The 24,283-nt window shown below is 72.9% G+C and carries 20 protein-coding genes; 11 read left to right on the top strand and 9 right to left on the bottom strand.

Going from position 1 to position 24,283, the window contains the following annotated elements:
* Positions 1 to 54: 54 nt before the first annotated feature.
* On the bottom strand, positions 55 to 1,572 hold the full coding sequence (gene purF / locus ML5_RS01020; protein WP_013283425.1) for an amidophosphoribosyltransferase: 1,518 nt from the start codon (positions 1,570 to 1,572) through the stop codon (positions 55 to 57).
* A gap of 168 nt (positions 1,573 to 1,740) precedes the next feature.
* Complete coding sequence (locus ML5_RS31330) at positions 1,741 to 2,094, bottom strand: sterol carrier family protein (RefSeq protein WP_041798746.1); 354 nt, start codon at positions 2,092 to 2,094, stop codon at positions 1,741 to 1,743.
* A gap of 160 nt (positions 2,095 to 2,254) precedes the next feature.
* Here ML5_RS31330 and ML5_RS01015 point away from each other — a divergent pair, with 160 nt between their 5' ends.
* Positions 2,255 to 4,567, top strand: a complete 2,313-nt coding sequence (locus ML5_RS01015) for a carboxypeptidase regulatory-like domain-containing protein (RefSeq protein ID WP_013473443.1) — start codon at positions 2,255 to 2,257, stop codon at positions 4,565 to 4,567.
* A gap of 91 nt (positions 4,568 to 4,658) precedes the next feature.
* Here the strand turns inward: ML5_RS01015 and ML5_RS01010 are convergent, their stop codons facing one another.
* The 4 genes from ML5_RS01010 to purS all read right to left on the bottom strand — a co-directional run bounded on the left by ML5_RS01010 (position 4,659) and on the right by purS (position 9,138).
* Positions 4,659 to 5,408 carry a 2-phosphosulfolactate phosphatase gene (locus ML5_RS01010; protein ID WP_013473442.1) on the bottom strand — a complete coding sequence of 250 codons (750 nt, stop codon included), beginning with the start codon at positions 5,406 to 5,408 and terminating at the stop codon, positions 4,659 to 4,661.
* A gap of 10 nt (positions 5,409 to 5,418) precedes the next feature.
* Positions 5,419 to 8,130 carry a phosphoribosylformylglycinamidine synthase subunit PurL gene (gene purL / locus ML5_RS01005; protein WP_013473441.1) on the bottom strand — a complete coding sequence of 904 codons (2,712 nt, stop codon included), beginning with the start codon at positions 8,128 to 8,130 and terminating at the stop codon, positions 5,419 to 5,421.
* Positions 8,131 to 8,194: 64 nt separating this feature from the next.
* Complete coding sequence (gene purQ, locus ML5_RS01000; RefSeq protein ID WP_013473440.1) at positions 8,195 to 8,878, bottom strand: phosphoribosylformylglycinamidine synthase subunit PurQ; 684 nt, start codon at positions 8,876 to 8,878, stop codon at positions 8,195 to 8,197.
* Complete coding sequence (gene purS, locus ML5_RS00995; protein ID WP_013473439.1) at positions 8,875 to 9,138, bottom strand: phosphoribosylformylglycinamidine synthase subunit PurS; 264 nt, start codon at positions 9,136 to 9,138, stop codon at positions 8,875 to 8,877. Before purS ends, purQ begins: the two co-directional genes overlap by 4 nt.
* Before the next feature lie 470 nt (positions 9,139 to 9,608).
* On the opposite strand from purS, the gene ML5_RS00990 reads away from it, so the two are divergent.
* On the top strand, positions 9,609 to 10,292 hold the full coding sequence (locus ML5_RS00990; protein ID WP_013473438.1) for a trypsin-like serine protease: 684 nt from the start codon (positions 9,609 to 9,611) through the stop codon (positions 10,290 to 10,292).
* A 12-nt stretch (positions 10,293 to 10,304) separates the two neighbouring features.
* On the top strand, positions 10,305 to 10,880 hold the full coding sequence (locus ML5_RS00985) for a YbjQ family protein (protein WP_174361687.1): 576 nt from the start codon (positions 10,305 to 10,307) through the stop codon (positions 10,878 to 10,880).
* 112 nt (positions 10,881 to 10,992) lie between these two features.
* Here ML5_RS00985 and purB read toward each other — a convergent pair whose 3' ends face one another.
* Positions 10,993 to 12,417 carry an adenylosuccinate lyase gene (purB, locus tag ML5_RS00980; protein ID WP_041784036.1) on the bottom strand — a complete coding sequence of 475 codons (1,425 nt, stop codon included), beginning with the start codon at positions 12,415 to 12,417 and terminating at the stop codon, positions 10,993 to 10,995.
* Positions 12,418 to 12,726: 309 nt separating this feature from the next.
* Between purB and ML5_RS00975 the strand changes: the two genes are divergently transcribed.
* Positions 12,727 to 15,024, top strand: a complete 2,298-nt coding sequence (locus ML5_RS00975) for a PKD domain-containing protein (protein WP_013473436.1) — start codon at positions 12,727 to 12,729, stop codon at positions 15,022 to 15,024.
* Between the two features lie 50 nt (positions 15,025 to 15,074).
* On the opposite strand, the gene ML5_RS00970 is transcribed toward ML5_RS00975, so the two are convergent.
* On the bottom strand, positions 15,075 to 16,367 hold the full coding sequence (locus ML5_RS00970) for an acetyl-CoA C-acetyltransferase (protein WP_013473435.1): 1,293 nt from the start codon (positions 16,365 to 16,367) through the stop codon (positions 15,075 to 15,077).
* A 55-nt stretch (positions 16,368 to 16,422) separates the two neighbouring features.
* Here ML5_RS00970 and ML5_RS00965 point away from each other — a divergent pair, with 55 nt between their 5' ends.
* The 7 genes from ML5_RS00965 to ML5_RS00935 all read left to right on the top strand — a co-directional run bounded on the left by ML5_RS00965 (position 16,423) and on the right by ML5_RS00935 (position 23,568).
* The gene (locus tag ML5_RS00965) at positions 16,423 to 17,781 is read left to right on the top strand and encodes a 3-oxoacyl-ACP reductase (RefSeq protein WP_013473434.1); all 1,359 of its coding nucleotides are present in this window, start codon (positions 16,423 to 16,425) and stop codon (positions 17,779 to 17,781) included.
* Positions 17,781 to 18,875, top strand: a complete 1,095-nt coding sequence (locus ML5_RS00960) for a MaoC/PaaZ C-terminal domain-containing protein (RefSeq protein ID WP_013473433.1) — start codon at positions 17,781 to 17,783, stop codon at positions 18,873 to 18,875. Before ML5_RS00965 ends, ML5_RS00960 begins: the two co-directional genes overlap by 1 nt.
* 80 nt (positions 18,876 to 18,955) lie before the next feature.
* Entirely contained in the window at positions 18,956 to 19,714 is a 759-nt protein-coding gene (locus tag ML5_RS00955) for an NUDIX domain-containing protein (RefSeq protein WP_013283411.1), read from the top strand.
* Positions 19,711 to 20,694 carry a serine/threonine protein kinase gene (locus tag ML5_RS00950; RefSeq protein WP_013473432.1) on the top strand — a complete coding sequence of 328 codons (984 nt, stop codon included), beginning with the start codon at positions 19,711 to 19,713 and terminating at the stop codon, positions 20,692 to 20,694. Before ML5_RS00955 ends, ML5_RS00950 begins: the two co-directional genes overlap by 4 nt.
* A gap of 10 nt (positions 20,695 to 20,704) precedes the next feature.
* Positions 20,705 to 21,664, top strand: a complete 960-nt coding sequence (locus ML5_RS00945) for a hypothetical protein (RefSeq protein ID WP_013283409.1) — start codon at positions 20,705 to 20,707, stop codon at positions 21,662 to 21,664.
* Positions 21,661 to 22,920 (top strand): adenylosuccinate synthetase, encoded by a 1,260-nt coding sequence (locus ML5_RS00940; RefSeq protein ID WP_041784035.1) that lies wholly within the window; start codon positions 21,661 to 21,663, stop codon positions 22,918 to 22,920. The genes ML5_RS00945 and ML5_RS00940 overlap by 4 nt, the downstream gene beginning before the upstream one ends.
* Before the next feature lie 24 nt (positions 22,921 to 22,944).
* Entirely contained in the window at positions 22,945 to 23,568 is a 624-nt protein-coding gene (locus ML5_RS00935; RefSeq protein ID WP_013473430.1) for a DedA family protein, read from the top strand.
* A 45-nt stretch (positions 23,569 to 23,613) separates the two neighbouring features.
* Here ML5_RS00935 and ML5_RS00930 read toward each other — a convergent pair whose 3' ends face one another.
* A complete protein-coding gene (locus tag ML5_RS00930; protein ID WP_030273380.1) occupies positions 23,614 to 24,255 on the bottom strand; it encodes a TetR/AcrR family transcriptional regulator in 642 nt (213 codons plus the stop codon).
* Positions 24,256 to 24,283 lie beyond the last annotated feature (28 nt).

Here is a 24,283-nt window from a genome sequence, read left to right as displayed (position 1 = left end):
TCTCCCCTTTGTGGTTCCCGCGGGCCCGGAGCGGCCGGACCCGCGTCGGTGGTGCTACGGGTGGTGGGTCGGTGTGGCGACGAGCGGACCGGTCGGCCCGGCCGCCTCGGCGGCGACCCGGCGTCCCACTCCTTCGAGCACGTGCTTGCCGATCAGGTTCCCGGCCGGCAGTTCGATCGGGTACTCCCCATCGAAGCACGCCCGGCAGAGCCGGCTCTTCGGCTGCTCGGTCGCGGCGATGAGACCGGGCAGCGATACGTAACCGAGCGAGTCGGCGCCGATGGACCGCCGGATGCCGTCGTTGTCGAGCCCGTTCGCGAGCAGCTCGGCGCGGGTGGCGAAGTCGATGCCGTAGAAGCAGGGCCAGCTCACCGGCGGCGAGGAGATCCGGACGTGGACCTCCAGCGCGCCCGCCTCGCGCAGCAGCCGGACGATCGCCCGCTGGGTGGTGCCCCGCACGATCGAGTCGTCCACCACCACCAGGCGCTTGCCGCGTACGTTCTGCCGCAGCGGGTTCAGCTTCAGCCGGACGCCGAGCGCGCGCAGCGTCTGCGAGGGCTGGATGAACGTGCGACCGACGTACGGGTTCTTCATCAGGCCCTGGCCGTACGTGATGCCTGATTCCTCGGCGTAGCCGATCGCGGCCGGCGTGCCGGACTCCGGCACCGGGATCACCAGGTCGGCCTCGACCGGATGCTCCTTGGCGAGCTGGCGGCCGATCTGCACCCGCGCGGCGTGCACGTTGCGGCCGGCGATGGTGGCGTCCGGCCGGGCGATGTACACGTACTCGAAGAGACAGCCCTTGGGCTCGGGCGAGGCGAACCGGCTGGAACGCAGCCCGTTCTCGTCGATGGCGATCAGCTCGCCCGGCTCGACCTCGCGCACCACGCTCGCGCCGACGATGTCCAGCGCGGCGGTCTCGCTCGCCACCACCCAGCCGCGTTCGAGCCGGCCGAGCACCAGCGGGCGTACGCCGTGCGCGTCGCGCGCCGCGTAGAGCGTCGACTCGTCCATGAAGACGAAGCTGAACGCGCCGCGCAGCTGCGGCAGCACCTCCAGCGCGGCCGCCTCGACCGACAGGTCGGGCCGGCTCGCCAGCAGCATGGTGACCAGCGAGGTGTCGTTCGTCGAGCCGTCCGAGTCGAGCCCTCGCACGGCGGCCTCGCGCTGCAACTCGGCGGTGTTGACCAGGTTGCCGTTGTGCGCCAGCGCGATCGTGGTGCCGGCGGTCGTGGCACGGATGGTCGGCTGGGCGTTCTCCCAGGTCGAGCCGCCGGTGGTGGAGTAGCGCGCGTGCCCGATCGCGACGTGCCCGCGCAGGCTCGCCAGCGTCGGCTCGTCGAACACCTGGGCGACCAGGCCGAGATCCTTGTAGACCACGACACCGGAGCCGTCACTCACCGCGATGCCCGCGGCCTCCTGACCGCGGTGCTGGAGGGCGTAGAGCCCGAAGTAGGTGAGGTTGGCGACCTCTTCACCCGGCGCCCAGACGCCGAAGACGCCGCACGCGTCCTGTGGGCCGGGTCGCTGGGGGTCAAGGTCGTGGCTCAGCCGGCCATCGCCTCGGGGCACCTGCCGCTCCCTCGCAGTGGGGTCTGGACTGGCCTGGCGGAGTCAGGGGGGCAGCTCCGCACGCATGGGCCGGGACCGTCGTCGGCTCTCAGTGTACGCGACCAGCAGTCGACACCGACAGTCACAAAGCGTCCGCTCAGCGTGAGCAGAGTTTGCCCTGCTCGACGCCTAAATCGGGAGGTACGGGGAGAGGTCAGCCCGGTTCCCGGAAACCCGGATGCGACCCTCAGTGACCGTTTCCGCCCATCCCTGGCGCCCGGTGGCGACCGCCAGCCAAGTCGGCGGGTCCATCTCCACCACGTTCGGCGGCGTACCACGGGTGTGTCGTGGACCACTCACGCACTGGACCGCACCGTAGGGTGGGACGCGCACCTCCACCGATCGGCCGGGGGCGCGATCCGCGAGGGCAGCCAAGAGCGTCCGGACCGCCTCCCGGAGCACCGGCCGTTCGGGCGTACGCCCCTCGTCCAGCGCCACCAGTGCGGCGCGTACCGCTTCGGAATAAGCGTGCGGAGAGGACACGACGGGACGATACGACCCGGCAGAAGGCCGCCCGACGGCGGCCCTGGGTAGAGATGATCCGGTCAGACAAGGCATAGTTGCCGACGGCGTTATTCGTACCGTGAGTGATCAACCTCGGCCGAGCGGCCGACGGGGGGATCAGACCCGGAAGGCGGTGGACGTGTCAACACACCGACGTGCCTGGAAGCAGCGGGCCGGTGTGGTCGTAGCGCTGGTCTTCGGCGCCCTGCTCACCGTCCCCGCAGCTCCCGCCCTCGCCGCCAATGTCAGCGTCTCCCCGGGATCGGTCACGGTCAACGCTGGCAGCGACGCCACCGTCACCGTTACCGTCAACCCCGAGGGCGGCGACACCAACGGTGACATCAGCCTGAGCGGCCTGCCGTCCGGCGTCAGTTGCACTAGTGGTTGCGGCGGCATCGAGTTCAACCCGCCGGGCACTGCCAAGGTCCAGATCCTTACCCTGCGCGCGAACGACAACGCCGGTGACGCCAACTCCTCAGTGACGGTCCGGATCCAGGGTGTCGGGCGACCGGACACCGCGAACTTCAACCTCACGGTCAAGGGCAAGGCGGCCCCTCCGTCGCCGCAGCAGCCGCAGACCGTCAAGACGGTCTCGGGCAAGGTGGTCAACGCCGACGGCGATCCGATCGAGGGCGCCCTCGTCATGCTCCGCGACAGCGCGGGCAAGGAACGCCGCACCAACACCAGCGGTAACGGCAACTTCAGCTTCAGCGGCTCCGAGTCCAACCCGATCGCACCCGGCCGGATCGACCTCGGCGCCTCCACCGACGGCGCCTCGCCGGTCGCCCGGTCGATCAACGCGAACGCCGGCCAGTCGGTGACCGGCGTCCGGCTCAGCATCCAGGTGAAGGCGTCGGCGAGCCCGAGCGCCACCCCGTCGGCGAGTGAGTCCGCCCCGCCGTCCGAGGAGCCGCTCGACGAGGAGGCGACCGACACCCCGTCGGCCGAGGCGCCCGCCGCGCAGCAGCCGGCCGCGAACGAGGACTCCGGCGGCTTCGGCTCCTGGCTGCTCATCCTGCTCGGCGGCCTGTTCGTCGCCGTCGGCGTGGGCACCATCGTGCTGCTCTACATGCGCCGCAAGAACGAGGGCGACGACGGTGACGGCGACGGTCCGGGTGGGCCGGCCGGTCCGGGTGGTCCCGGCGCGGCCGGTGCGATCCCGGCGGCCCGGGGCGCGTACCACGGCACCGACGACCAGACCCGCGTGGTGAACGGCATGGGCGCCCCGGCCGCGACGATGGTCGGCGGCCCCTCGATCAGCGACGCCCCCACCATGCTCCAGCGGCCGGTCGTGGACGACGTCCCGCCGGACCCGTACGGCGCGCCGCCCGGCCCGGCGTACGGCGCGGGCGGCGGCCAGGGCGGCTACGGCTACGGCGACGACGCAGCGGGCCAGGGCGGTTACGGCGGCGCGGGCGGCTACGGCAACGCGCCCTCCTCGGGCGGCGGCTACGGCAACGGACCCTCCTCCGGTGCCGGCTACGGCAACCCGGACTACGCCGCAGGTGCCGCGGCTGGGGCGGCCGGCTACGCGGCCCAGGGCGGCGGCTACGGCAACGAGCGCTTCGACGAGCCCACCGGCCGCTACACCGGTGACAGCACGCAGTACGCACCGGCGGCCGACCCGTACCCCACCAGCACCTACCAGCCGGAGCAGGACCGCGGCTACGACCAGTCCGGCTCGGCCCCGTACGGCCGTGGCCCGGAGCAGGGCGACGCTTACGGCGCGGCCGGTGGCTACGGCGCCGCGTCGGGCGGCTACGACAACGGCGCGACCGGCGGCTACGACAGCACCCGCCAGCAGGGCGGATACGGCGAGCCCACCGGCGCCTACGGCAACGCCGCGGGCGGTGGCTACGGCGACAACCCGACCGGCGGATACGGCGACGCCCCGGCCTACGGCGGCGGTCGCGCGGCGGGCGGCGGCTACGGCGACGCACCGGCCGGCGGGTACGACAACGCCCCCGCCGGCGGCTACGGCGACGCCCCGGCCGGCGGCTACGACAGCACCCGCCAGCAGGGCGGATACGGCGACGCGCCCGCGGGCGGCTACGACAACCCCGCCGGCGGCTACGACAGCCGGTCCCAGGCCGGCTACGACAAGGGCGCCGGGGGTTACGACAGCGGCGCGACAGGTGGCTACGACAGCACTCGTCAGCAGGGCGGATACGGCGACGCGCCGGCCGGCGGCTACGGCAACGCCGGTGGCGGCTACGACGGCGGTCACCAGGCGGGCGGCTACGGCCAGCAGGGCGGCGGATACGGCGAGGGCTACGGTCAGAACCCGCAGGGCGGTTACGGCCAGCAGGGCGGTTACGGCCAGGAGCCGCCGCAGCAGCGCGGGGGCGGCTACGACAACGGCTACTCCAACGACCCGGCGCAGGCGGGTCGCGCCCGCCCGGACGGGCAGGCGGACCGGAGCGGACGACGCCTCGACTGGCTGGACGACTGACAGACACCAGACGTGAGAACTGTGGCCGCCCGCGAACAGCGGGCGGCCACAGTCGTCAGCGGGCCCCGCAGGACGGGAGCGGAAGCGGTGCTCAGGCGGGGGCGAAGTAGCCCTGGCGGAGCACCGGCACCACGTCGGAGACGCCCACCTCGGTCGCGACCGTGACGTCCTCGGCGAAGCCGCCCTCGGCGAGTTCCCGCCCGGAGACGCATCCCCGGACCGCTGCCGGCACGTCCGGCGTGCTCGCCAGCGCGGCGAGCGCCATCGCGGCCTCCACCGAGAGCCCGCCGGGCACATCGGCGAGCGCGTCGAGCACGCAGGCCGCACCGAGCTGGTCCTCCACGCACGGCCGGAGCGACCCGTCGGGCCAGCGCTCCCCGGCCGCCACCACGCCCACGGGTGCGTCCTTCGAGCCGTACCCCTCGGCGCGCAGCCAGCGTCCGACGGCGGGTGCGTTACGCAGGCACGCCGCGACCACCGGCACTCCGGTGGCGCTCGCAGCGGCGCTGATCGCCGAACCGTTGGGTGACGGCAGCACCAGGTCGGCGACGAGCGGCGCGGCCCGCAGCGCCGCCGGGGACAGCGACCACGGGTGTTCGGTCGTCGTCTTCCGGCGGCCCACAGCGGCCACGGCCCCCACCCGGCGGGCGTAGTCGGCGGCCTGCTCGCCCCACGGGAACGGGTGCACCCGCATGCCGCGGCTCACCGCCACCTCCACGGCGGTGGTGAACGACAGCACGTCCACCACCACCAGGGCGGCACAGACCCGGCCGAGTTCCGCCGCCCCGGTCAGTCCCCAGTCGAACCGGACACCGGCGCCGGGTTGGGCGAAGACGGCCAAGGCCAGCGCCTCAGCGCTGACCCGGCGCCGGCTCACCGGGAGCCGGACCGTCGGACCCGTCGGCGGGCGCCGACTCGTCCTGGGCCGGGGTTCCGTCGACTGCCGGCGTCGCCGTACCCTCGGCCGGCTCGGCCTCGTCGGACGCCGCAGCGGACGCCTCGGGCTCCGCCTCGGCGGCGGGTGCGGACGCCTCGGCGTCGGCCGCCGGGGTGTCCCGGCCGGCCTTGGCGATCGGCTCGGCGTCGACAGCGGCCGGGTCCACGCCGACCGGCTGCTCCGCGGTGGCCGGAAGCACAGTGGTCGTGCCGGTACGGGTCGCCTCCACCTCCACGCGGGCCGCCTCGGCGGCACCGAACAGGCGCGGGAGCGTACCGGTGTGCGCCTCGCGCAGCTCGTCCAGGCCGATCCGGAACTGGCCGTGCACCTCAAGCCCGCCGGAGGCCGGGTCGGTGACGCCGATGAACTCCCACGGCACGCCGCGCTCGGCGCAGAGGGCGGTGAACGCCTTCTCGTGGCCGCGCGGCACCGACACCAGCACGCGGCCGGCGGACTCGCTGAACAGGAACACGAACGGCATCGAGCCACCGGCGAAGTGCTCCGGCACCACGACCCGGGCGCCCACGCCGCGGCGCAGAGCCGACTCGACCAGGCTCTGCGCCAGGCCGCCGTCGGACAGGTCGTGCGCGGAGCTGAGGTGCCCGACCCGGGCCGCCTCGGCCAGCAGTTCGGCGAGCTGCCGCTCGCGGGCCAGGTCGACCTGCGGCGGGATGCCGCCCAGGTGCTCGTGCGTCACCCAGGCCCACTCCGAGCCGGACAGCTCGACGTGCGTCTCGCCCAGCAGGAACAGCTGGTCGTGGTCGCCGGCCGGGCGCGGCACGAAGCCCATCGGCACCCGGTTTGCGACGTCGTCGAGCACGCCGAGCACGCCGACCACCGGGGTCGGGTGGATGGCGGCGGCGCCGGTCTGGTTGTAGAAGCTGACATTGCCGCCGGTCACCGGGATGCCCAGCTCCAGGCAGCCGTCCGCCAGGCCGCGCACGGCCTCGGCGAACTGCCACATCACGCCCGGGTCCTCCGGCGAGCCGAAGTTCAGGCAGTTGGTCACCGCGATCGGCTTCGCGCCGGTCACCGCCACGTTCCGGTACGCCTCGGCCAGCGCCAGCTTCGTCCCGTGGTACGGGTCGAGGCGCGCGTACCGGCCGTTGCCGTCGACGGAGAGCGCGACACCCAGGCCGCTGCGCTCGTCGATCCGGATCACGCCGGAGTCCTCCGGCTGGGCGAGCACGGTGTTGCCGAGCACGTACCTGTCGTACTGCTCGGTCACCCAGGTCTTGTCGGCCAGGTTCGGCGACGCGATCATGCGCAGCACGGTCTCCCGGAGCGCCTCCGGGGTGCTCGGCCGGGGCAGCGTCTCGGCGCGGTCGGCCTGGAGCAGGATCAGGTCGGCCGGCTCGCGCATCGGCCGGGCGTACACCGGGCCGTCGTCGACGAGCGAGCCCGGCGGCACGTCCACCACGAGCTGGTCGCGCCAGGTGACGACCAGGCGGCCCGGCTGGCCGTCCGCCGACGGCGCGGTGACCTCGCCGATGGCGGTGGCCCAGACGCCCCACTTCTCGGCGGTCTTCAGCACGGCGTCGAGCTTGTCCGGCGAGACGACGAGCAGCATCCGCTCCTGGGACTCGCTGGCCAGGATCTCGTGCGGTTCCATCGACGGCTCGCGCAGCGGCACGCGCTCCAGCCAGACCCGCATGCCGGTGCCGGCGGAGGCGGCGGTCTCGGTGAGGGCGCAGGTCAGGCCGGCGCCGCCGAGGTCCTGGATGCCGACGACCAGTTCGGCGTCGTACAGCTCCAGGCACGCCTCGATGAGCAGCTTCTCCATGAAGGGGTCGCCCACCTGCACGGACGGGCGGCGCTGCTCGCTGCCCTCGTCGAAGGTGGCGCTGGCGAGCACGGACACTCCGCCGATGCCGTCGCGGCCGGTCTTGGCGCCCATCAGCACCACGATGTTGCCGGGGCCGGTGGCGTCCTTCTTCTGCAGCCGGTCGACCGGCAGCACGCCCAGGCAGAGCGCGTTGACCAGCGGGTTGCCCTGGTAGCAGGGGTCGAAGACGACCTCGCCGCCGATGTTGGGCAGGCCCAGGCAGTTGCCGTAGCCGCCGACGCCGGCGACCACGCCGGGCAGTACCCGGGCGGTGTCCGGGTGGTCGGCCGCGCCGAAGCGCAGCGGGTCCATCACGGCGACCGGGCGGGCGCCCATGGCGAGGATGTCGCGGACGATGCCGCCGACGCCGGTCGCCGCGCCCTGGTACGGCTCGACGAAGCTCGGGTGGTTGTGCGACTCGACCTTGAAGGTCACCGCCAGCTCGTCGGAGACCCGGACCACGCCGGCGTTCTCCCCGATGCCGGCGAGCAGCCGGTCACTCGGCGGCGCCTTCTCGCCGAACTGGCGCAGGTGCACCTTGCTCGACTTGTAGGAGCAGTGCTCACTCCACATGATCGAGTACATGGCCAGCTCGGCCTGGGTGGGCCGGCGGCCGAGGATGTGCCGGATCCGGTCGTACTCGTCGTCGCGGAGGCCCAGCTCGGCGTACGGCTGAAGCTCCTCCGGCGAGTCGGCGGCCCGGGGAACGGTGTCCACGCCCAGCGCCCAGTCGTCGGTCGGGCCGGCCTGCGGCACCACGCCCTGCGGCTCGCGCAGGGCCGGGTCCGGATGGGTGGTCATGACGTCTCCTTGCTGCGCTCGCCGCCGGTGCGGCGGGTGGGCCGACCGATGTTCCCGGCCACCATCACGCCGGCGCTCCCACCAGATGCTTGAGCACCGAGGTGAAGAAGCCGAGGCCGTCCAGGGAGGGGCCGGTGAGCGCCTCCACCGCGTGCTCGGGGTGCGGCATGATGCCGACGACGTTGCCGGCCTCGTTGGTGATCGCGGCGATGTCGCGCTGCGATCCGTTGGGGTTGCCGCCGACGTAGCGGGCGACGACGCGGCCCTCGCCCTCCAGCCGATCGAGCGTCGCGGGGTCGGCGACGTAGCAGCCCTCGCCGTTCTTGACCGGGACGAGCACCTCCTGGCCCGGCTGGAACGCGTTCGTCCAGGCGGTGCCGGTGCTCTCGATCCGCAGGACCTGGTCCCGGTTGCGGAAATGCAGGTGCTGGTTGCGGGTGAGCGCCCCGGGCAGCAGATGGGCCTCGCAGAGGATCTGGAAGCCGTTGCAGATGCCGAGCACCGGCAGTCCACCGCGCGCGGCCTGGACGATCGTCTCCATCACCGGTGCGAACCGGGCGATGGCGCCGCAGCGCAGGTAGTCGCCGTAGGAGAAGCCGCCGGGCAGGACGACAGCGTCCACCCCGTGCAGGTCCGGGTCGCCGTGCCAGAGCCGGACCGCCTCGGCGCCGGCGATCCGTACGGCCCGGGCCGCGTCCCCGTCGTCGAGCGAGCCGGGGAAGGTGACCACACCGACCCGGGCGGTCACGACTGCGCGCCCGCGGTCTCGTCGGCGGTGACCACGCGGACGGTGAAGTCCTCGATGACCGGGTTGGCCAGCAGCTTGTCGGCGATCTCCCGGGCCCGGTCCAGGTCCGGTTCGCCGGTGAACTCGATCTCGATCCGCCTGCCGATCCGAACCGAGGCGACGTCACTGACGCCGAGGCGGGGCAGCGCGTTTGCGACGGCCTGGCCCTGCGGATCGAGGATCTCGGGCTTGAGCATGACGTCGACTACGACGCGAGGCACTGGGCACTCCTGACTGTGTACGCAGTTGGGTGCCGGCCCAACAATCGGGCGAGCGGAGCCAGCCTACCTGGCAGATACCGCCCGGCCCGCACCGGCCGGGGGCAGTTCCGGCACTGATCGGCCCCACCGGCGGCACCGGACGGGCACCGTTGCCCGTTCGTTGCGGCGCCGATGCGAATTCGTTGCGCTCCGTGCTTGTGTACGCCCCCTGGCACCACCTCCTACCAGGCATTCTGCCGCGAAACACCCCACCTTCGACCGGTATCCGACAGCGCGCCCGCGCGGCACGCGGCGCGCGTCACGCCATCGGCGCGATTCGATCCACACCTTGTGACAGAGGGTGTCACGGCCGTAGCATGCATCGTCAGATGTCGATGAGTTAGATCGACGTCCCTCGCCGGCCCACCCCATCCGGCGGGTGTCACCCCCTGCCCGGCAACCCCGGGCGTCCGCGCAGAAGGAGCCCCGACATGCGCCTCCGTCCCCTGCTCGCCGTGCTGACCACCGCGCTGGCCGGCGTCCTGGCCACCGCCTCCGGCGCCACCGCCGCGCCGGCCGGCCCCCAGCCGATCATCGGCGGCGGCACCGTCTCGTCGGCGCCGTGGGCCGCCGCCGTCTTCAGCAACGGCTCGTTCACCTGCTCCGGCAGCGTCATCGCGCCCCAGTGGGTGCTCACCGCCCGGCACTGCGTCAGCGGCACCATGTCCGTCCGGGTCGGCAGCGTCTACTACGCCTCGGGCGGCGTCACCCGCACCGTGAGCGCCTCCTACACCCGCTACGACCTGGCCCTGCTGCGCCTGTCCAGCACGGTCAGCACCTCCGCCGTCTCGCTGGCCAGCAGCAACCCGCCGGTCGGCTCGACCAATACCATCTACGGCTGGGGCATGACCTGCTACAGCGGCTGCGGCGCGTCGCCCCAGCTCAAGACCGCCAGCGTCCGGGTGACCAGCACCAGCGTCACCGACGCGTACGGCGGCCAGGCGATCCGGAGCACCCGGGTCAACGGCAACGCGTGGCGGGGCGACTCGGGCGGCCCGCAGTTCTACAACGGCCGGCAGGTCGGCGTCGCCTCCACCGCCGACGGCCAGAGCATCCAGAACTACGGCAGTGTTGCGTACAACCGGGCCTGGATCACCTCGACGGCCGGTGTCTGACGGTTGATGCCGATGCGGCGCGGATCGGTCGGGTGCGGCCCGGCCGTCCGCGCCGCGCCGTTTTTCAGCATCCGATCAGCTGAACACGGCTCGCGAACCACCCGGCCGGGGACTGACAGCATCGGAAGCGTGCTGGTCGTGACGACGGATCAACTGCCCGGCTACGAGATCCGCCAGATCCTCGGCGAAGTGGTCTCCTCGATGGCGAGGACCCGCAACCCGTACCGCGAGGGGGTCAAGAACCTGCGCGGTGGCGCCTACGACCCGATGGCGCCGGACAACCTGACCCGGTGGCGTACCGACTCGGTGGCCCGCCTCGGCGAGGAGGCACGCCGCCTGGGCGCGAACGCGGTGATCGGCATGCGCTTCGACAGCCGCGACTGCGGCGAGATGTGGATGGAGATCTGCGCGTACGGCACGGCGGTGATCGTCGCGCCGAAGATGCCGGACGTCATGCCGCCGGACCAGCCGGCGATCGCGGCCGAGACCGCTCACGAGCCGGAGATCGCCTCCGCGCCCGGCGGCATCGCCGAGCCTGCGAGCGCCCCCAACCTGAGTTCCGCGGCCGAAACCCCCACCGGTCCCTGACCGGCGCTGTCTGCCGCTTCTGCCGCCTCTGCCGCGTCGATCATGAAGTTGACGGCAGGAATGATCTCCCTGAGTGCCGCCAACTTCATGATCGACCAGAAGGACAGGGCGGTCAGAGGATGGGGGGCGGGGAGTAGGCCGCCGCCTCGGGGTGGGACTCCACGACCTTGGTGATTCTTGCCGTTACGCGGGACACCTGGTCGGTGGCGGCGCCTACGAAGGCGTTGCGGTCGGCCACCAGCGTGTCGACCTCGGCCCGGGTCAGGCCCAGCCGGCCGTCCGCGGCCAGGCGGTCGAACAGGTCGTTCTCGGCCGCGCCCTTCTCCCGCATCGCCAGCGCCACGGCGACCGCGTGCTCCTTGATCACCTCGTGCGCGACCTCCCGGCCCACACCCCGGCGTACCGCTGCCACCAGGATCTTCGTGGTGGCGAGGAACGGCAGGAAGCGCTCCAGCTCCCGGTTGATCACCGCCGGGTACGGGCCGAACTCGTCCAGCACGGTGAGGAACGTCTGGAACAGCCCGTCGGCGGCGAAGAACGCGTCGGGCAGCGCGACCCGGCGCACCACCGAGCAGGAGACGTCACCCTCGTTCCACTGGTCGCCGGCCAGCTCACCGACCATCGACAGGTAACCCCGGATGATCACCGCGAAGCCGTTCACCCGCTCCGACGAGCGCGTGTTCATCTTGTGCGGCATCGCGCTGGAGCCGACCTGGCCCGGCTTGAAGCCCTCGGTGACCAGCTCCTGGCCCACCATCAGCCGGATCGTGGTCGCCAGCGACGACGGCGCGGCGGCCACCTGGGCCAGCGCCGCGACGACCGCCATGTCGATCGAACGCGGGTAGACCTGGCCGACGCTGTCCAGCACCCGGCTGAAGCCCAGGTGCTCGGCGACCCGGCGCTCCAGCTCCGCCACCTTGGCGGCGTCGCCGTCGAACAGGTCGAGCTGGTCGGCGGCGGTGCCCACCGGACCCTTGATCCCGCGCAGCGGGAACCAGGCGATCAGATCCTCCAGCCGCTCGTACGCGATCAGCAGCTCCTCCGCCGCGGACGCGAAGCGCTTACCCAGCGTGGTGGCCTGCGCGGCGACGTTGTGCGAGCGGCCGGTCATCACCAGCGCCGAGTACTCGCCCGCGTGCCGGCCCAGCCGGGCCAGCGTGGCGACCACCCGGTCCCGGATCAGCTCCAGCGAGGCGCGGATCTGGAGCTGCTCGACGTTCTCGGTGAGGTCACGGGAGGTCATCCCCTTGTGCACGTGCTCGTGCCCGGCGAGCGCGCTGAACTCCTCGATCCGGGCCTTCACGTCGTGCCGGGTGACCCGCTCCCGGGCCGCGATCGAGGCCAGATCGACCTGGTCGACCACCCGCTCGTACGCCTCGACCACCCCGTCCGGCACCGGCACGCCGAGATCACGCTGGGCCTTGAGCACCGCCAGCCAGAGCCGGCGCTCCATCCGGACCTTCTCCTCCGGCGACCAGAGGGCGACCAGTTCGGGCGAGGCGTACCGGTTGGCGAGCACGTTCGGGATCGTCGTCACGTACCTCAGTCTTTCACGACGCCCGGGCCGGCCCCGGCGACGCCGGTACCCGGTCCGGTCCGGCCCGTGGGCGGGCCGGACCGAGAACGTCGTCAGCCCAGCCGATGCCGCCGGCTCCAGCGCGACGGTGGCCATCTCGTCGGTGGTGGGCGTCCCCCGGACGTCGGCGTCCAGGGGGCGGAGTGCAGGACCGATCGGTTGCCCGACGACCGCGTCCGATACGTCCCCAAGGGCTACGCGGACCCGACAAGTCGCGGATCATGTTCCCCGGTCCCACTCAGGGCCTTCACTCCTCGACCGAGGGTTCACATGCACAGACCCCTTCTCGCCGGGCTCACCACCACCGTGCTGACCGGCGGTTCCCTGCTGGTCCTCGCCGCGCCTTCCCAGGCGGCCGACACGACCACCATCTACGTCCGTCAGACGGCGGCGGCCTGCTCAGACACCGGCCCCGGCACTCTGGGCGCGCCGTTCTGCTCCATCAATCCGGCGGTGGCACGGGTCGAACCGGGCCAGACCGTCGACATCGGCCAGGGCACCTACCCGGAGCGGGTCACCGTCGGCCGCTCCGGCACCCCCGAGCAGCCGATCACCATCGTCGCCGACGGTTCCGCCACGATCAACGGCCCCACCGCCGGTGTCGTCGTGCACGGCCAGCACGACATCGTGCTCCAGAACATCCGGGTGGCCAAGACGGCCGACGGCCCCGCCCTCGACCTCGCCAACGCCTCCGGGCTGACGGTGCAGGGCGGTAGCTTCCTTCCGGCGGACACGGCCACCGCACCGATCGTCCGGCTCACCGCCGTGAGCCGGACCACGCTGGCCCAGATCATCGTCAAGGGCGTGATGCCGGCCAGCGGCATCAGTATGGACACGGCGACCACCGGTGTGGTCGTCCGCTCCGCCACCGTGGGCGGAACCTACAAGGTCGCCGAGCCGAACGTCGGCATCCGGATCGACGGTCCGGGAAACACGATCCTGAACAGCACCGTCGGCGCGTTCACCGGCGCCGGGGTCGCCATCGGCCCGGCGGCGGCGGACACCGTCGTGGCCAACACCCAGGTCCAGAGCGGGGCAGGGCTGGGGATCCACGTCCGCGGGGCCGCCCGGACAGCGATCACCAACAATTACGTACGCGACCACTGCAGCGACGGCATCCGGGTGGACGGCGACGCCACCGGTGTCTCGGTGCAGAACAACATCATGAACTCGAACGGGATCACCACGCGAAGCTACTGCGACCCGGCAGACCCGCCCGGCGTGGAGATCGGCCTCTTCGACGCCGCCGCCGGCAGCACCGTGGTGGACTACAACAACACCTACCACTACAGTTCGCCGTCCGACACGGCCTACTCGTGGAACGGCACCCGGATGGGCGTGCAGGCGTTCCGGCTCGCGTCCGGGCAGGCCGCGCACGACCTGGACACGTCCTACACCACCGAGGCGGAGGACTCGGCGAACTCCGCGGCCCCGGGCTTCCAGGCCACCGACCGCGCCGGCAACGCCCGTGCCGACAACCCGAACCGGCCCAACACCGGCGCCGGCCCGGTGCCGTGGGCAGATCGCGGGGTGACCGAATACCTGGGTGCCCCGCGCGCCTGGGTCGAGACGAAACTGGATCTCGGCACCCGCACCGTCACCGCCGACGCGTCCCTCTCGCTCCCCGGGTACCGGCCGATCTCCAGGTACGTCTTCGACTTCGGTGACGGCACGGTGGTCACCTCGGACAAGCCGGTCGCCTCGCACGCCTACACAACCACCGGCGACTACACCGTCTCGGTGACGGTCTCCGGGTCCGACAACCGGACCGGCACCGCCACGCAGGGCATCAGCGTTCTGCGCCGTACCGGCACAGTCGGTCTGCTCGCCCTCGTCAACCTGCGCTACGCGTCCGCCACGGCAGGGCGGGTCCTGACCGCCGACAAGGCCACGTTGGCCGGCGACGGGCAGTTCGACCTGGCCGATGCGGGCAACGGGCGCGTCGCCGTGCTGTCCCGCTCGGTCGGACGGTATCTGGTCAACAGCGGCGCCATCCTGCCGAACAGCCCGGCGGTCACGGACGAGCAGACCTTCGACCTGGTCACCAACGCTGACGGCACGATCAGCCTGCGCTGGAGCGGCCGGGCGTACGTGGGCGTCGACGGGAACGCTCAGCTCGTCGCCACCGCCACCGCGATCGGCACCCGGGAAAAGTTCTACCGGGTCAACCTGGCCGACGCGAACCGCACCCTGAAGGCCGGCGTGAACGGCCGGTTCGTCAGCGCGGAGAGCGCCGGCACGAAGCCGCTGATCGCCAACCGCACCAGCGCCGGCCCTTGGGAACGGTTCGACCTGCTCGACCTCGGCAGCGGCAAAGTGGCGCTCCTGGCCCAGGCCAACGGCAAGGTCGTCTGCGCGGACGGCACCGGCACCAAGCCACTGATCGCCAACCGCACCAGCGCCGGCGCCTGGGAGACGTTCGTCCTGGTCCGCAACGCGGACGGCACGGTCAGCCTCAAAGCGACGATCAACAACCGCTACGTCAGCGCCGAGAGTGCGGGCGCCAAGCCGCTGATCGCCAACCGCACCACTGTCGGCCCGTGGGAGAAGTTCACAGTCGGGGGCTGACGCTCGCACCGACGACGCCCGCCCGGCGCACAACCGGGCGGGCGTCGTCGTCAGCGCTCCAGGATCGCTGTCACGCCCTGCCCGCCGGCCGCGCAGATGGAGATCAGGCCGCGCCCGCTCCCCTTCTCATCCAGCAGCTTGGCCAGCGTGGCGACGATCCGGCCACCGGTGGCGGCGAACGGGTGTCCGGCCGCCAGCGACGAGCCGTTGACGTTGAGCTTGTCCCGATCGATCGAGCCGAGCGGGGCGTCCAGGCCGAGGCGCTCCTTGCAGAACTCCGGCGACTCCCAGGCCGCCAGCGTCGCCAGTACCTGCGAGGCGAACGCCTCGTGGATCTCGTAGAAGTCGAAGTCCTGGAGGCTCAGCCCGGCCCGGGCCAGCATCCGGGGCACCGCGTACGCGGGGGCCATCAGCAGGCCCTCGTCGCCGTGCACGAAGTCGACGGCGGCGGCCTCCGACCAGGAGAACCAGGCGAGCACCGGCAGGTTGTGCGCCTTGGCCCACTCCTCGGAGGCGAGCAGCACAGTCGACGCGCCGTCGGTGAGCGGCGAGGAGTTGCCGGCGGTCATGGTGGCCCGCTCGGCGTCCGCGCCGGAGGCGCCGAAGACCGGCTTGAGCGAGCCGAGCTTCTCCAGGCTGGTGTCCGGGCGCAGGTTCTGGTCGCGGGTCAGCCCCAGGTAGGGGGTCATCAGGTCGTCGAAGAACCCCTTGTCGTACGCGGCCGCGAGCCGCTGGTGCGAGCGCAGCGCGAGTTCGTCCTGCGCGGTCCGGTCGACGTTCCAGCGCAGCGCGGTCCGGGCCGCGTGCTCACCCATTGACAGCCCGGTACGCGGCTCGGCGTTGCGCGGGATCTCCGGCTTGAACGGCTGGTGCGGGCGCAGCTTCGCCGCGATCTTGAGCCGTTCGCCGAGCGTACGGGCCGAGTTGAGCTGGATCAGGGTGCGCCGCATGTCCTCGTTGACGGCGAGCGGCGCGTCCGAGGTGGTGTCGACGCCGCCGGCGATGCCGACCTCGATCTGCCCGAGGGCGATCTTGTTGGCGACCAGGATGGCCGCTTCCAGCCCGGTGCCGCAGGCCTGCTGGATGTCGTACGCGGGGGTGTGCGGGTCGAGCCGGGAGCCGAGCACCACCTCACGGGTGAGGTTGAAGTCGCGGGAGTGCTTGAGCACCGCGCCGGCCACCATCTCGCCGACCCGCTCGCCGGCCAGCCCGAACCGGGCGATCAGCCCGTCGAGCGCCGCACCGAGCATGTCCGCGTTCGACGCGTGCGCGTAGCGCGAGTTGGACCGGGCGAAGGGGATGCGGTTGCCCCCGATGACCGCGACCCGCCGGACACTCTGCACGATCGGCCTCCCTCGAAACTGTTGCCCGAACCCTACTCGCCAGTAGGCTACGCCTATGACCGACAGGTACGCGAGCTTCGTCCAGACGGGGGCCGGTCGCGCGCTGGTCAAGCGCCTCGGGCTGCCCGACCCGCCCCGACTGCGCCGGCACACGCCGGGCGACCCGCTCGTTCCCGGGCCGGTCCTGCTCGGCTCCTCGGCCGGCGGCCGGATCGCCGAGCCGGCCGGCAAGATCCTGACCGCCGCCGGGGTCGAGCTGGCCGACCCGGTCGCCGCCCACGACGCCGACCGCCGCTTCGCGGCCCTGGTGTACGACGCCAGCGGCATCACCGACTCCGCCGGGCTGCGCCAGCTCTACGACTTCTTCCACCCGCAGGCCCGCTCGCTGCTGCCCAGCGGCCGGGTGATCGTGCTGGGCACCCCGCCGGCCGAGTGCGGCTCCCCCCGGGAGGCTACCGCCCAGCGTGCGCTGGAGGGCCTGACCCGCAGCATCGGCAAGGAGTTCGGCCGGGGCGTGACCGCCCAGCTCGTCTACGTGACACGCGAGGGTGACGCCGGCACCCCGGTGAGCCTGGAGTCCACGCTCCGGTTCCTGCTCTCCGGCCGGTCCGCGTACGTCTCGGGCCAGGTCGTCCGCGTCGGCACCGGCACCGCCGTCGCGCCGGCCGACTGGGACCGGCCGCTTTCCGGGCAGGTGGTGCTGGTGACCGGCGCGGCCCGGGGCATCGGCGCGGCGCTGGCGAAGGTGCTGGCCCGCGACGGCGCCCAGGTGGTGGCGCTCGACATCCCGGCGGCCGGGGACGAGCTGGCCGCTGTCGCGAACGACATCGGCGGCAGCGCGGTGCAGCTCGACCTGACCGCGCCTGATGCGCCGACGCGGCTGGCGGAGCATCTGGCGTCCCGGCACGGCCGGGTCGACGTGGTGGTGCACAACGCGGGCATCACCCGGGACAAGACGCTGGGCCGGATGGACGCCGACCGGTGGGACTCGGTGATCGACGTGAACCTGTCCAGCCAGGAGCGGATCAACGACGTACTGCTGGAACGCGACCTGATGCCGGCCGGCGGCCGGATCGTGTCGGTCTCGTCGATCGCCGGGATCGCCGGCAACCGGGGGCAGACCAACTACGCGACGAGCAAGGCCGGCGTGATCGGCCTGGTCGACTCGCTGTCGCCGGTGCTGCGCGGGCGCGGGATCAGCCTGAACGCCGTGGCGCCGGGCTTCATCGAGACCCGGCTGACCGCGCGCATCCCGCTGACGATCCGCGAGGCGGGACGGCGGATGAACAGCATGGCCCAGGGCGGCCTGCCGGTGGACGTGGCCGAGACGATCGGCTGGCTCTCCTGGCCGGCGACCGGCGCGGTGAGCGGCAACGTGGTCCGGGTCTGCGGCCAGAGCCTGCTGGGGGCGTGATGGCGAAGGACCACGAGGACGACCTGAGCCTGCACGACCTGATCGAGGGCCCCACCCGGGACCTGACCGCAGCCCGAGCCGCCGCCCAGGCCCAGTCCCACCCCCAGTCCCACCCCACCCAGGCCCGCCCCTCCTCCGACGATCATGAAGTTGACGGCACTTCTGGAGATCCACAAGGCAGCCAACTTCATGATCGACGGGGTGAAGGGGAGGGGGAAGAGGCGGGGCCGGAAGGGCGGCGGCGCGTGGCACTGTCGCGGCTGCCTGCCAGTGGGGCGCTCTATCGGCGGGCGCTGCTGGGAGTGGTGCCGGGGGTCGGGGGGCGTCGCGGGGCGGACGTACCGGGGCTCGAACTGGGCGTCTCGGGGGTCGCTGTGGATCAGCGGCACCTGGCGGACTACGACCGGGTGTGCGGGTTCCGGCTGACCGACCGGCTGCCGGCGACGTACCTGCACGTGCTCGGATTCCCGCTGTCGCTGCGGCTGATGACGGGTCCGGGCTTCCCGATCCCGCTCACCGGCGTGGTGCACGTGGCCAACCGGATCACCGTGCACCGCCCGGTCGAGGTCGGCGAGAGCGTCGACTTCCACACGTACGCGGAGAACCTGCGCCCGCACGAGCGGGGCCGCCAGCTCGACGTGGTGCTGGTCGGCTCGATCGGCGGCGAGGAGGTGTGGCGCGGCGTGTCCACGTACCTCGGGAAGGAGCGCGCCGCAGGCGGCGGCCCGCGGCGCGACCGGGGTGACCGCCCGGCGCCGCCGGCCGCCTCGGCGCGGTGGCGGGTGACGCCCCGGGTGGGTACGGACTACGCGCGCGTCTCCGGCGACCACAACCCGATCCACACCTCGAAGCTGGGCGCGCGGCTGTTCGGCTTCCCGCGCCCGATCGCGCACGGCATGTGGAGCAAGGCCCGCTGCCTGGCCGCGCTGGAACCCCGGCTGCCCGAGGCGTACACGGTGGACGTGTCGTTCAAGCTGCCGGTGCCGTTGCCGTCCACTGTCGCGTTCAGTGCCTCGGCGACCGGCGAGGGCTGGGACTTCGCGCTGCACAGCGCCCGGGACGGAAGGCCGCATCTGGTCGGTTCGGTGCGCTGAGCGAAAGAGGGGACTTGCCGTCCCCTCTTTTCGGCGCTAAGTTGTTCTCAGATTGAGTTGTTCTCAACCTGAGAGAGTGAGTGGCCGTGAACGAGCAGGAGTTCCTCGCCGGGTACGACCCCCGGGACTACCCGGCGGTCGCGGTCACCGTCGACGTGGTCGCCCTGACCATCCGCGAGGGCGCGCTGCACCTGCTGCTGATCCGCCGCGGCGCGCCGCCCTACGAGGGGCACTGGGCGCTGCCCGGCGGCTTCGTCCAGCCGGACGAGGACCTCGCCGCAGGCGCCCGGCGCGAGCTGGCCGAGGAGACCGGCCTGGGCGGTGAGCGGCTGCGCCGGGTGCACCTGGAACAGCTCGGCAGCTACGGCGCCCCGGACCGCGACCCCCGCATGCGCGTGGTCTCGGTCGCGCACCTGGCGTTCGCCCCCGACCTGCCCGACCCGGTCGCCGACACCGACGCCGACGAGGCGATCTGGCTGCCGGTCACCGCGCTGACCAGCCGGCAGCTCGCCTTCGACCACGGCCGGATCATCGACGACGGTCTGGAGCGCGCCCGCTCCAAGCTGGAGTACACGCCGCTCGCCACCCGGTTCCTCGCCCCCGAGTTCACAGTCACCGAGCTGCGGGAGGTCTACGAGACGGTCTGGGGCCACCCGCTGCACGCCGGCAACTTCCACCGCAAGGTGCTCTCGGTGCCCGGCTTCGTGGAGAGCACCGGCGCCAGCACCGAACGCGGCGGCGCGCGCGGCGGCCCCCGGGCCAAGCTCTACCGCGCCGGAGACGCCCGGCTGCTGCACCCGGCGCTGCTGCGCCCCGCCCGGGAGGAGACGGTTCGGTGAGGACCGAGGAGGCGATCCGGCTGGTCACGGCCGCGCGCACCGACGCCGACCTGTTCGGCACGCAGGAGCCGGCCCGCCGCTACCGCGAGCTGGTCGGCGCGCTGCACCCCGACCGGCTGGGCGCGGCCGACCCGGGGGTACGCGCCGCCGCCGCCGACGCGCTCGTCACAGTCACCACCCGGTGGCGCACTCCCGCCCCCACGTACACAGGCGACGTCGCCACCCTGCACGAACGGAAGGAAGGGCCCCCTGTTAACGCCTCCGGTAGAGGAGGGGCCCCTTCTTATCACCTGGCCAAGGTGTGCCGGCACCCCGGCGACAACGACCTGATGGCCCGCGAGGCACGCGCGTTGCGGCGGATCGCCGAGCGCGGCGACGCCAAGCACCTCGCGTACGTGCCCCGGCTCGTCGACTCCTACCCGGCGCGCGACCCGTCGACCGGCGTGCAACGGCAGGTCAACGAGCTAATGACCGTACCCGGACTGCGAAGCCTGGACGACGTGCGCCGCGCGTACCCGGACGGGCTGGACCCGCGCGACGCGGCCTGGATGTGGCGGCGGCTGCTCGTGGCGCTCGGCCTGGCCCACCGGGCCGGCGTCGTGCACGGCGCGGTGCTGCCCCGGCACGTGCTGATCGAGCCGGACGCACACGGCCTGGTGCTCGTCGACTGGTGCTTCTCGGCCGAGCCGGGCGGGCTCGTGCCGGCGCTCGTGCCCGGCCACGAGGACTGGTATCCGCCGGAGGTCGCCGCGAAGCGGCAGTGCGGGCCGGGCACCGACATCGCGCTCGCCGCCCGCTGCATGACCTGGCTGATGGGCGACCGCGCGCCGCGCGAGCTGCGCGCCTTCGCCGACGGCTGCCAGGGCACCGCGCTCGCCACCCGGCCGGACGACGCCTGGCGGCTGCTGCGCGAACTGGACGAGGTGCTGCACCGGCTGTACGGGCCGCGCACCTTCCGACCCTTCACCCTCAACCCGTAGGGAGGCTGCCATGGGCAGTGGAATCTGGTCCACCGACGTGTACGACGCCGCCGACCGTTACCGGCGCCGCACCGGCAAGAGCGCGTTCTCCTACAGCGACAGCGGCGCCCGCAAGGTGCACCCCGCGCTCGACCCGCGCGACGCGCTGCGGGAGAGCCGCGACTCCGCCGAGCACCCCCAGTCGACGCCGATCGCCGTGCTGTTCGACGTCACCGGCTCGATGGGCCACGTGCCCCGGGTGCTGCAGAGCAAGCTGCCGCAGCTGCTCGGCCTGCTGCTGCGCCAGGGGTACGCGAAGGACCCACAGGTCATGTTCGGCGCGATCGGCGACGCCACCTGCGACCGGGTGCCGTTGCAGGTCGGGCAGTTCGAGTCCGACAACCGGATGGACGACGACCTCGGCCGGATCGTGCTGGAGGGCGGCGGAGGCGGCCAGATGATGGAGTCGTACGAGCTGGCGCTCTACTTCATGGCCCGGCACACGGCCACCGACAGCTGGGACAAGCGTGGCCGGCGCGGCTACCTGTTCATCATCGGCGACGAGCTGGCGTACCCGGCGGTGAAGACCGCTGAGGTGAGCCGGCTGATCGGGGACGGGCTGGGCGAGGACATGCCGGTCCGGCAGATGGTGGACGAGGTGACCGCGCGCTGGGACACCTACTACCTGCTGCCCGCCGGCAGCCACTACGCGGGCAACCGCAAGGTGCTGGACTTCTGGCGCGGCCTGCTCGGGCAGAACGCGGTCGAGCTGGACGACCTGGACGCGGTCTGCGAGACGATCGCGCTCACCGTCGGCCTCGGCGAGCAGGCCATCGACCTCGACGCCGGGCTGCGCGACCTGGACCGGGCCGGCTCGACGGCCACCCGGACCGTCTCGAAGGCCCTCGCCCAGGTCGGCTCGGGCCGGCGCGCGGTGGCGACGCTGCCGTTCAGCCCGGCCGACGGCGGAAGCGGGGTCACCCGGCTGTGAACCACGTGATGGTGGTCGACCTCGGCTACGGCGACGCCGGCAAGGGCACAGTGGTGGACCTGCTCTGCGCCACCCGGCAGGTCCACACGGTGGTCCGGTTCAACGGGGGCGCGCAGGCGGCGCACAACGTCGTCCTGCGCGACGGGAGGCATCACACGTTCGCGCAGTTCGGCGCCGGGACGCTCCGTCCCGGGGTGCGCACGCACCTGGCGCGGCACGTGGTGGTGGACCCGCTGGCGCTGGCCGCCGAGGCCGACCACCTCGCGTCGGTGGGCGTGCCCGACGCGCTCGACCGTCTGACTGTGGACGGGGAGGCGCTGCTCGCCACCCCGTACCACCGGGCCGCGAACCGCGCCCGGGAGATCGCCCGGGGAGCCGACCGGCACGGCTCCTGCGGGCTCGGGGTGGGCGAGGCGGTCGCGTACGGCCTCGCCCACCCCGACGAGGCACCCCGGGTGGCTGACTGCCGCCGCCCGGCGGTGCTGCGCCGGCGGCTGACCGCGCTGCGGGACCGGCTCACCGCCGAGCTGGGCCCGCTCGACGCGCCACCGGTGGACGACTGCCTGCCCGCGTACGCGGCCTTCGCGCACCGGGTGGCGATCGTCGACCGGACCTGGCTGGCAGGTGCCCTGCGCGAGGGCACCTGCGTGTTCGAGGGCGCGCAGGGGGTGCTGCTGGACGAGTGGCACGGCTTCCACCCGTACACGACGTGGAGCACCACGACGTTCGCCAACGCCGAGACGCTGCTCGCCGAGGCGGGCATGGCCGGGACCGCGCAGCGGCTCGGCGTGCTGCGCACGACCACCACCCGGCACGGTCCCGGACCGCTGGTCACCGAGGACGCGGCGCTGCCGTTCACCGACCGGCACAACGGGACGAACCCCTGGCAGGGGCGGTTCCGGTTCGGGCACTTCGACGCGGTCGCCCACAGGTACGCGCTGGAGGTGGCAGGTGGCGTCGACGGGCTGGCGCTCACCCACCTCGACCTGGCCCGGCCCGAGCTGCGGATCTGCCGCCGGTACGAGGGCCTGGACCGGCTCGTCCCCGGCCCGGCCGGTGACCTGGACCGGCAGGCGGCGCTCACCGAGCGGCTGATGCGGGCTCGGCCGGTGCTGGACGAGTCGCCTGCCGACTGGCCGGCTGCGGTCTCGGAGGCGCTGGGCGCGCCGGTGGTGCTCACGTCGCGCGGGCCGACGGCCGAGGAGAAGGAAGGGCCCCTTGTTAACGCCTTTTGTATGGGAAGGGCCCCTGCTTAACACCGCACCCCCGAGCATGGGTGCATGGGGGACGTGCTCGACCTGCTGCACCACACGGTGACGTCGCCGTGGGTGTACCTGGTGATCATCGCGGTCACCGCCGTCGACGCGTTCTTCCCGGCGGTGCCGGGCGAGACAGTGGTGATCACCGCCGGGGTCTTCGCGGCCGGCGGCGAGCCGAACCTGGTGCTGGTGATCGTGACCGCCGCGTTCGGCGCGCTCGCCGGCGACCACATCTCGTACGCGATCGGGCGCGGCGGCGGCGCGCACCGGCTGGCCCGCTTCCCGGCGGACAGCAGGCGGCGGGCCAGCTCGGAGTGGGCCCGCCGGGCGGTCGACAGACGCGGCGGGATGATCCTGACCACCGCCCGGTACGTCCCCGGCGGCCGGACCGCCGTCACGCTGACCATGGGCGCGGTCCGCTATCCCGCGCGCACGTTCCTGCTGTACGACGGCCTGGCGTGCACCACCTGGGGGGTCTACTGCGGGCTGCTCGGCTACTTCGGCGGCCTGGCGTTCGAGCACAACCCGCTGTCCGGGCTGCTCGCCGGCGTGGCCATCTCGCTGGCCGTCACCGGCCTGTTCGAGGCCGTCCGCTGGGGCCGGCGGCGGGCGCACCGGCGGGCTGCCGCCCGGCGCGACTGTTAACAAGGGGCCCTTCCACTACCGGAGGCGTTAAGAAGGGGCCCTTCCTTACCCCGCGGCGGGCGGGTGCCAGGTGACGCCGCGCAGGAGCTGGTCGGCGCCGAGCCAGGCCACGTTCATCATCCGGGTCGCTGTCTTCCCGGCGTCGGCCTCGGGGTGGTCGGCCAGCCAGTCGGCGAGCGACTCGCTGGCGCCGACCAGCCCGTACGCGACCACCTCCAGGTCGGTGGCGCCGACCTCGCGGCCGGAGGCGCGCAACGCGTGGTCGAGCATGCCGGCGACCACCTCGACCAGCCGGCCGCGCATGGCGGCGAGTTCGGCGGCGAACGGCTGGGAGCCGCGGGCCTGCCGGTAGAGGACCGCCCAGCCGTCCCGGTGCGCGCCGACGAAGCCGAAGAACGCGCGCAGTCCGCGCCAGAGCCGCTCGTCGGCGGGCAGGTCGGGGGCGGCCGCGCCGGCGATCGCCTCCATCATCCGGGTGCTCTCCCGGTGCAGGCAGGCGATGAAGAGTTCCTCCTTGGTGCCGAGGTAGGCGTACACCATCGGCTTGGAGATGCCGGCGTCGTCGGCGATCTCGTCCATGCTGGCGGCGTGGAAGCCGCGGCGGGAGAACACCTTCACCGCCGCGTCGAGCATCTGCTGCTCGCGTACGGCGCGGGGGAGGCGCTTGAAGGTCGGCGTGCTGGACACCCTTGCGAGCATACCTACCCGTGCGTAA

It is taken from the genome of Micromonospora sp. L5 (genome assembly GCF_000177655.2).
Classification (GTDB): Bacteria; Actinomycetota; Actinomycetes; order Mycobacteriales; family Micromonosporaceae; genus Micromonospora; species Micromonospora aurantiaca.
The sequence above is the reverse complement of the archived record's forward strand: the minus strand, read 5'-3'. Positions and strand labels throughout refer to the sequence as shown.

What these genes read in the sequence shown, in the direction of transcription:
- ML5_RS00935 (WP_013473430.1), top strand. Translation starts at nt 22,945, where the DNA reads ATGGGGGACGTGCTCGACCTGCTGCACCACACGGTGACGTCGCCGTGG.
- ML5_RS00960 (WP_013473433.1), top strand. Translation starts at nt 17,781, where the DNA reads ATGGCGAAGGACCACGAGGACGACCTGAGCCTGCACGACCTGATCGAG.
- ML5_RS00985 (WP_174361687.1), top strand. Translation starts at nt 10,305, where the DNA reads ATGCGGCGCGGATCGGTCGGGTGCGGCCCGGCCGTCCGCGCCGCGCCG.
- ML5_RS00975 (WP_013473436.1), top strand. Translation starts at nt 12,727, where the DNA reads ATGCACAGACCCCTTCTCGCCGGGCTCACCACCACCGTGCTGACCGGC.
- ML5_RS00965 (WP_013473434.1), top strand. Translation starts at nt 16,423, where the DNA reads ATGACCGACAGGTACGCGAGCTTCGTCCAGACGGGGGCCGGTCGCGCG.
- purL (WP_013473441.1), bottom strand. Translation starts at nt 8,130, where the DNA reads ATGACCACCCATCCGGACCCGGCCCTGCGCGAGCCGCAGGGCGTGGTG.
- ML5_RS00990 (WP_013473438.1), top strand. Translation starts at nt 9,609, where the DNA reads ATGCGCCTCCGTCCCCTGCTCGCCGTGCTGACCACCGCGCTGGCCGGC.
- ML5_RS00945 (WP_013283409.1), top strand. Translation starts at nt 20,705, where the DNA reads ATGGGCAGTGGAATCTGGTCCACCGACGTGTACGACGCCGCCGACCGT.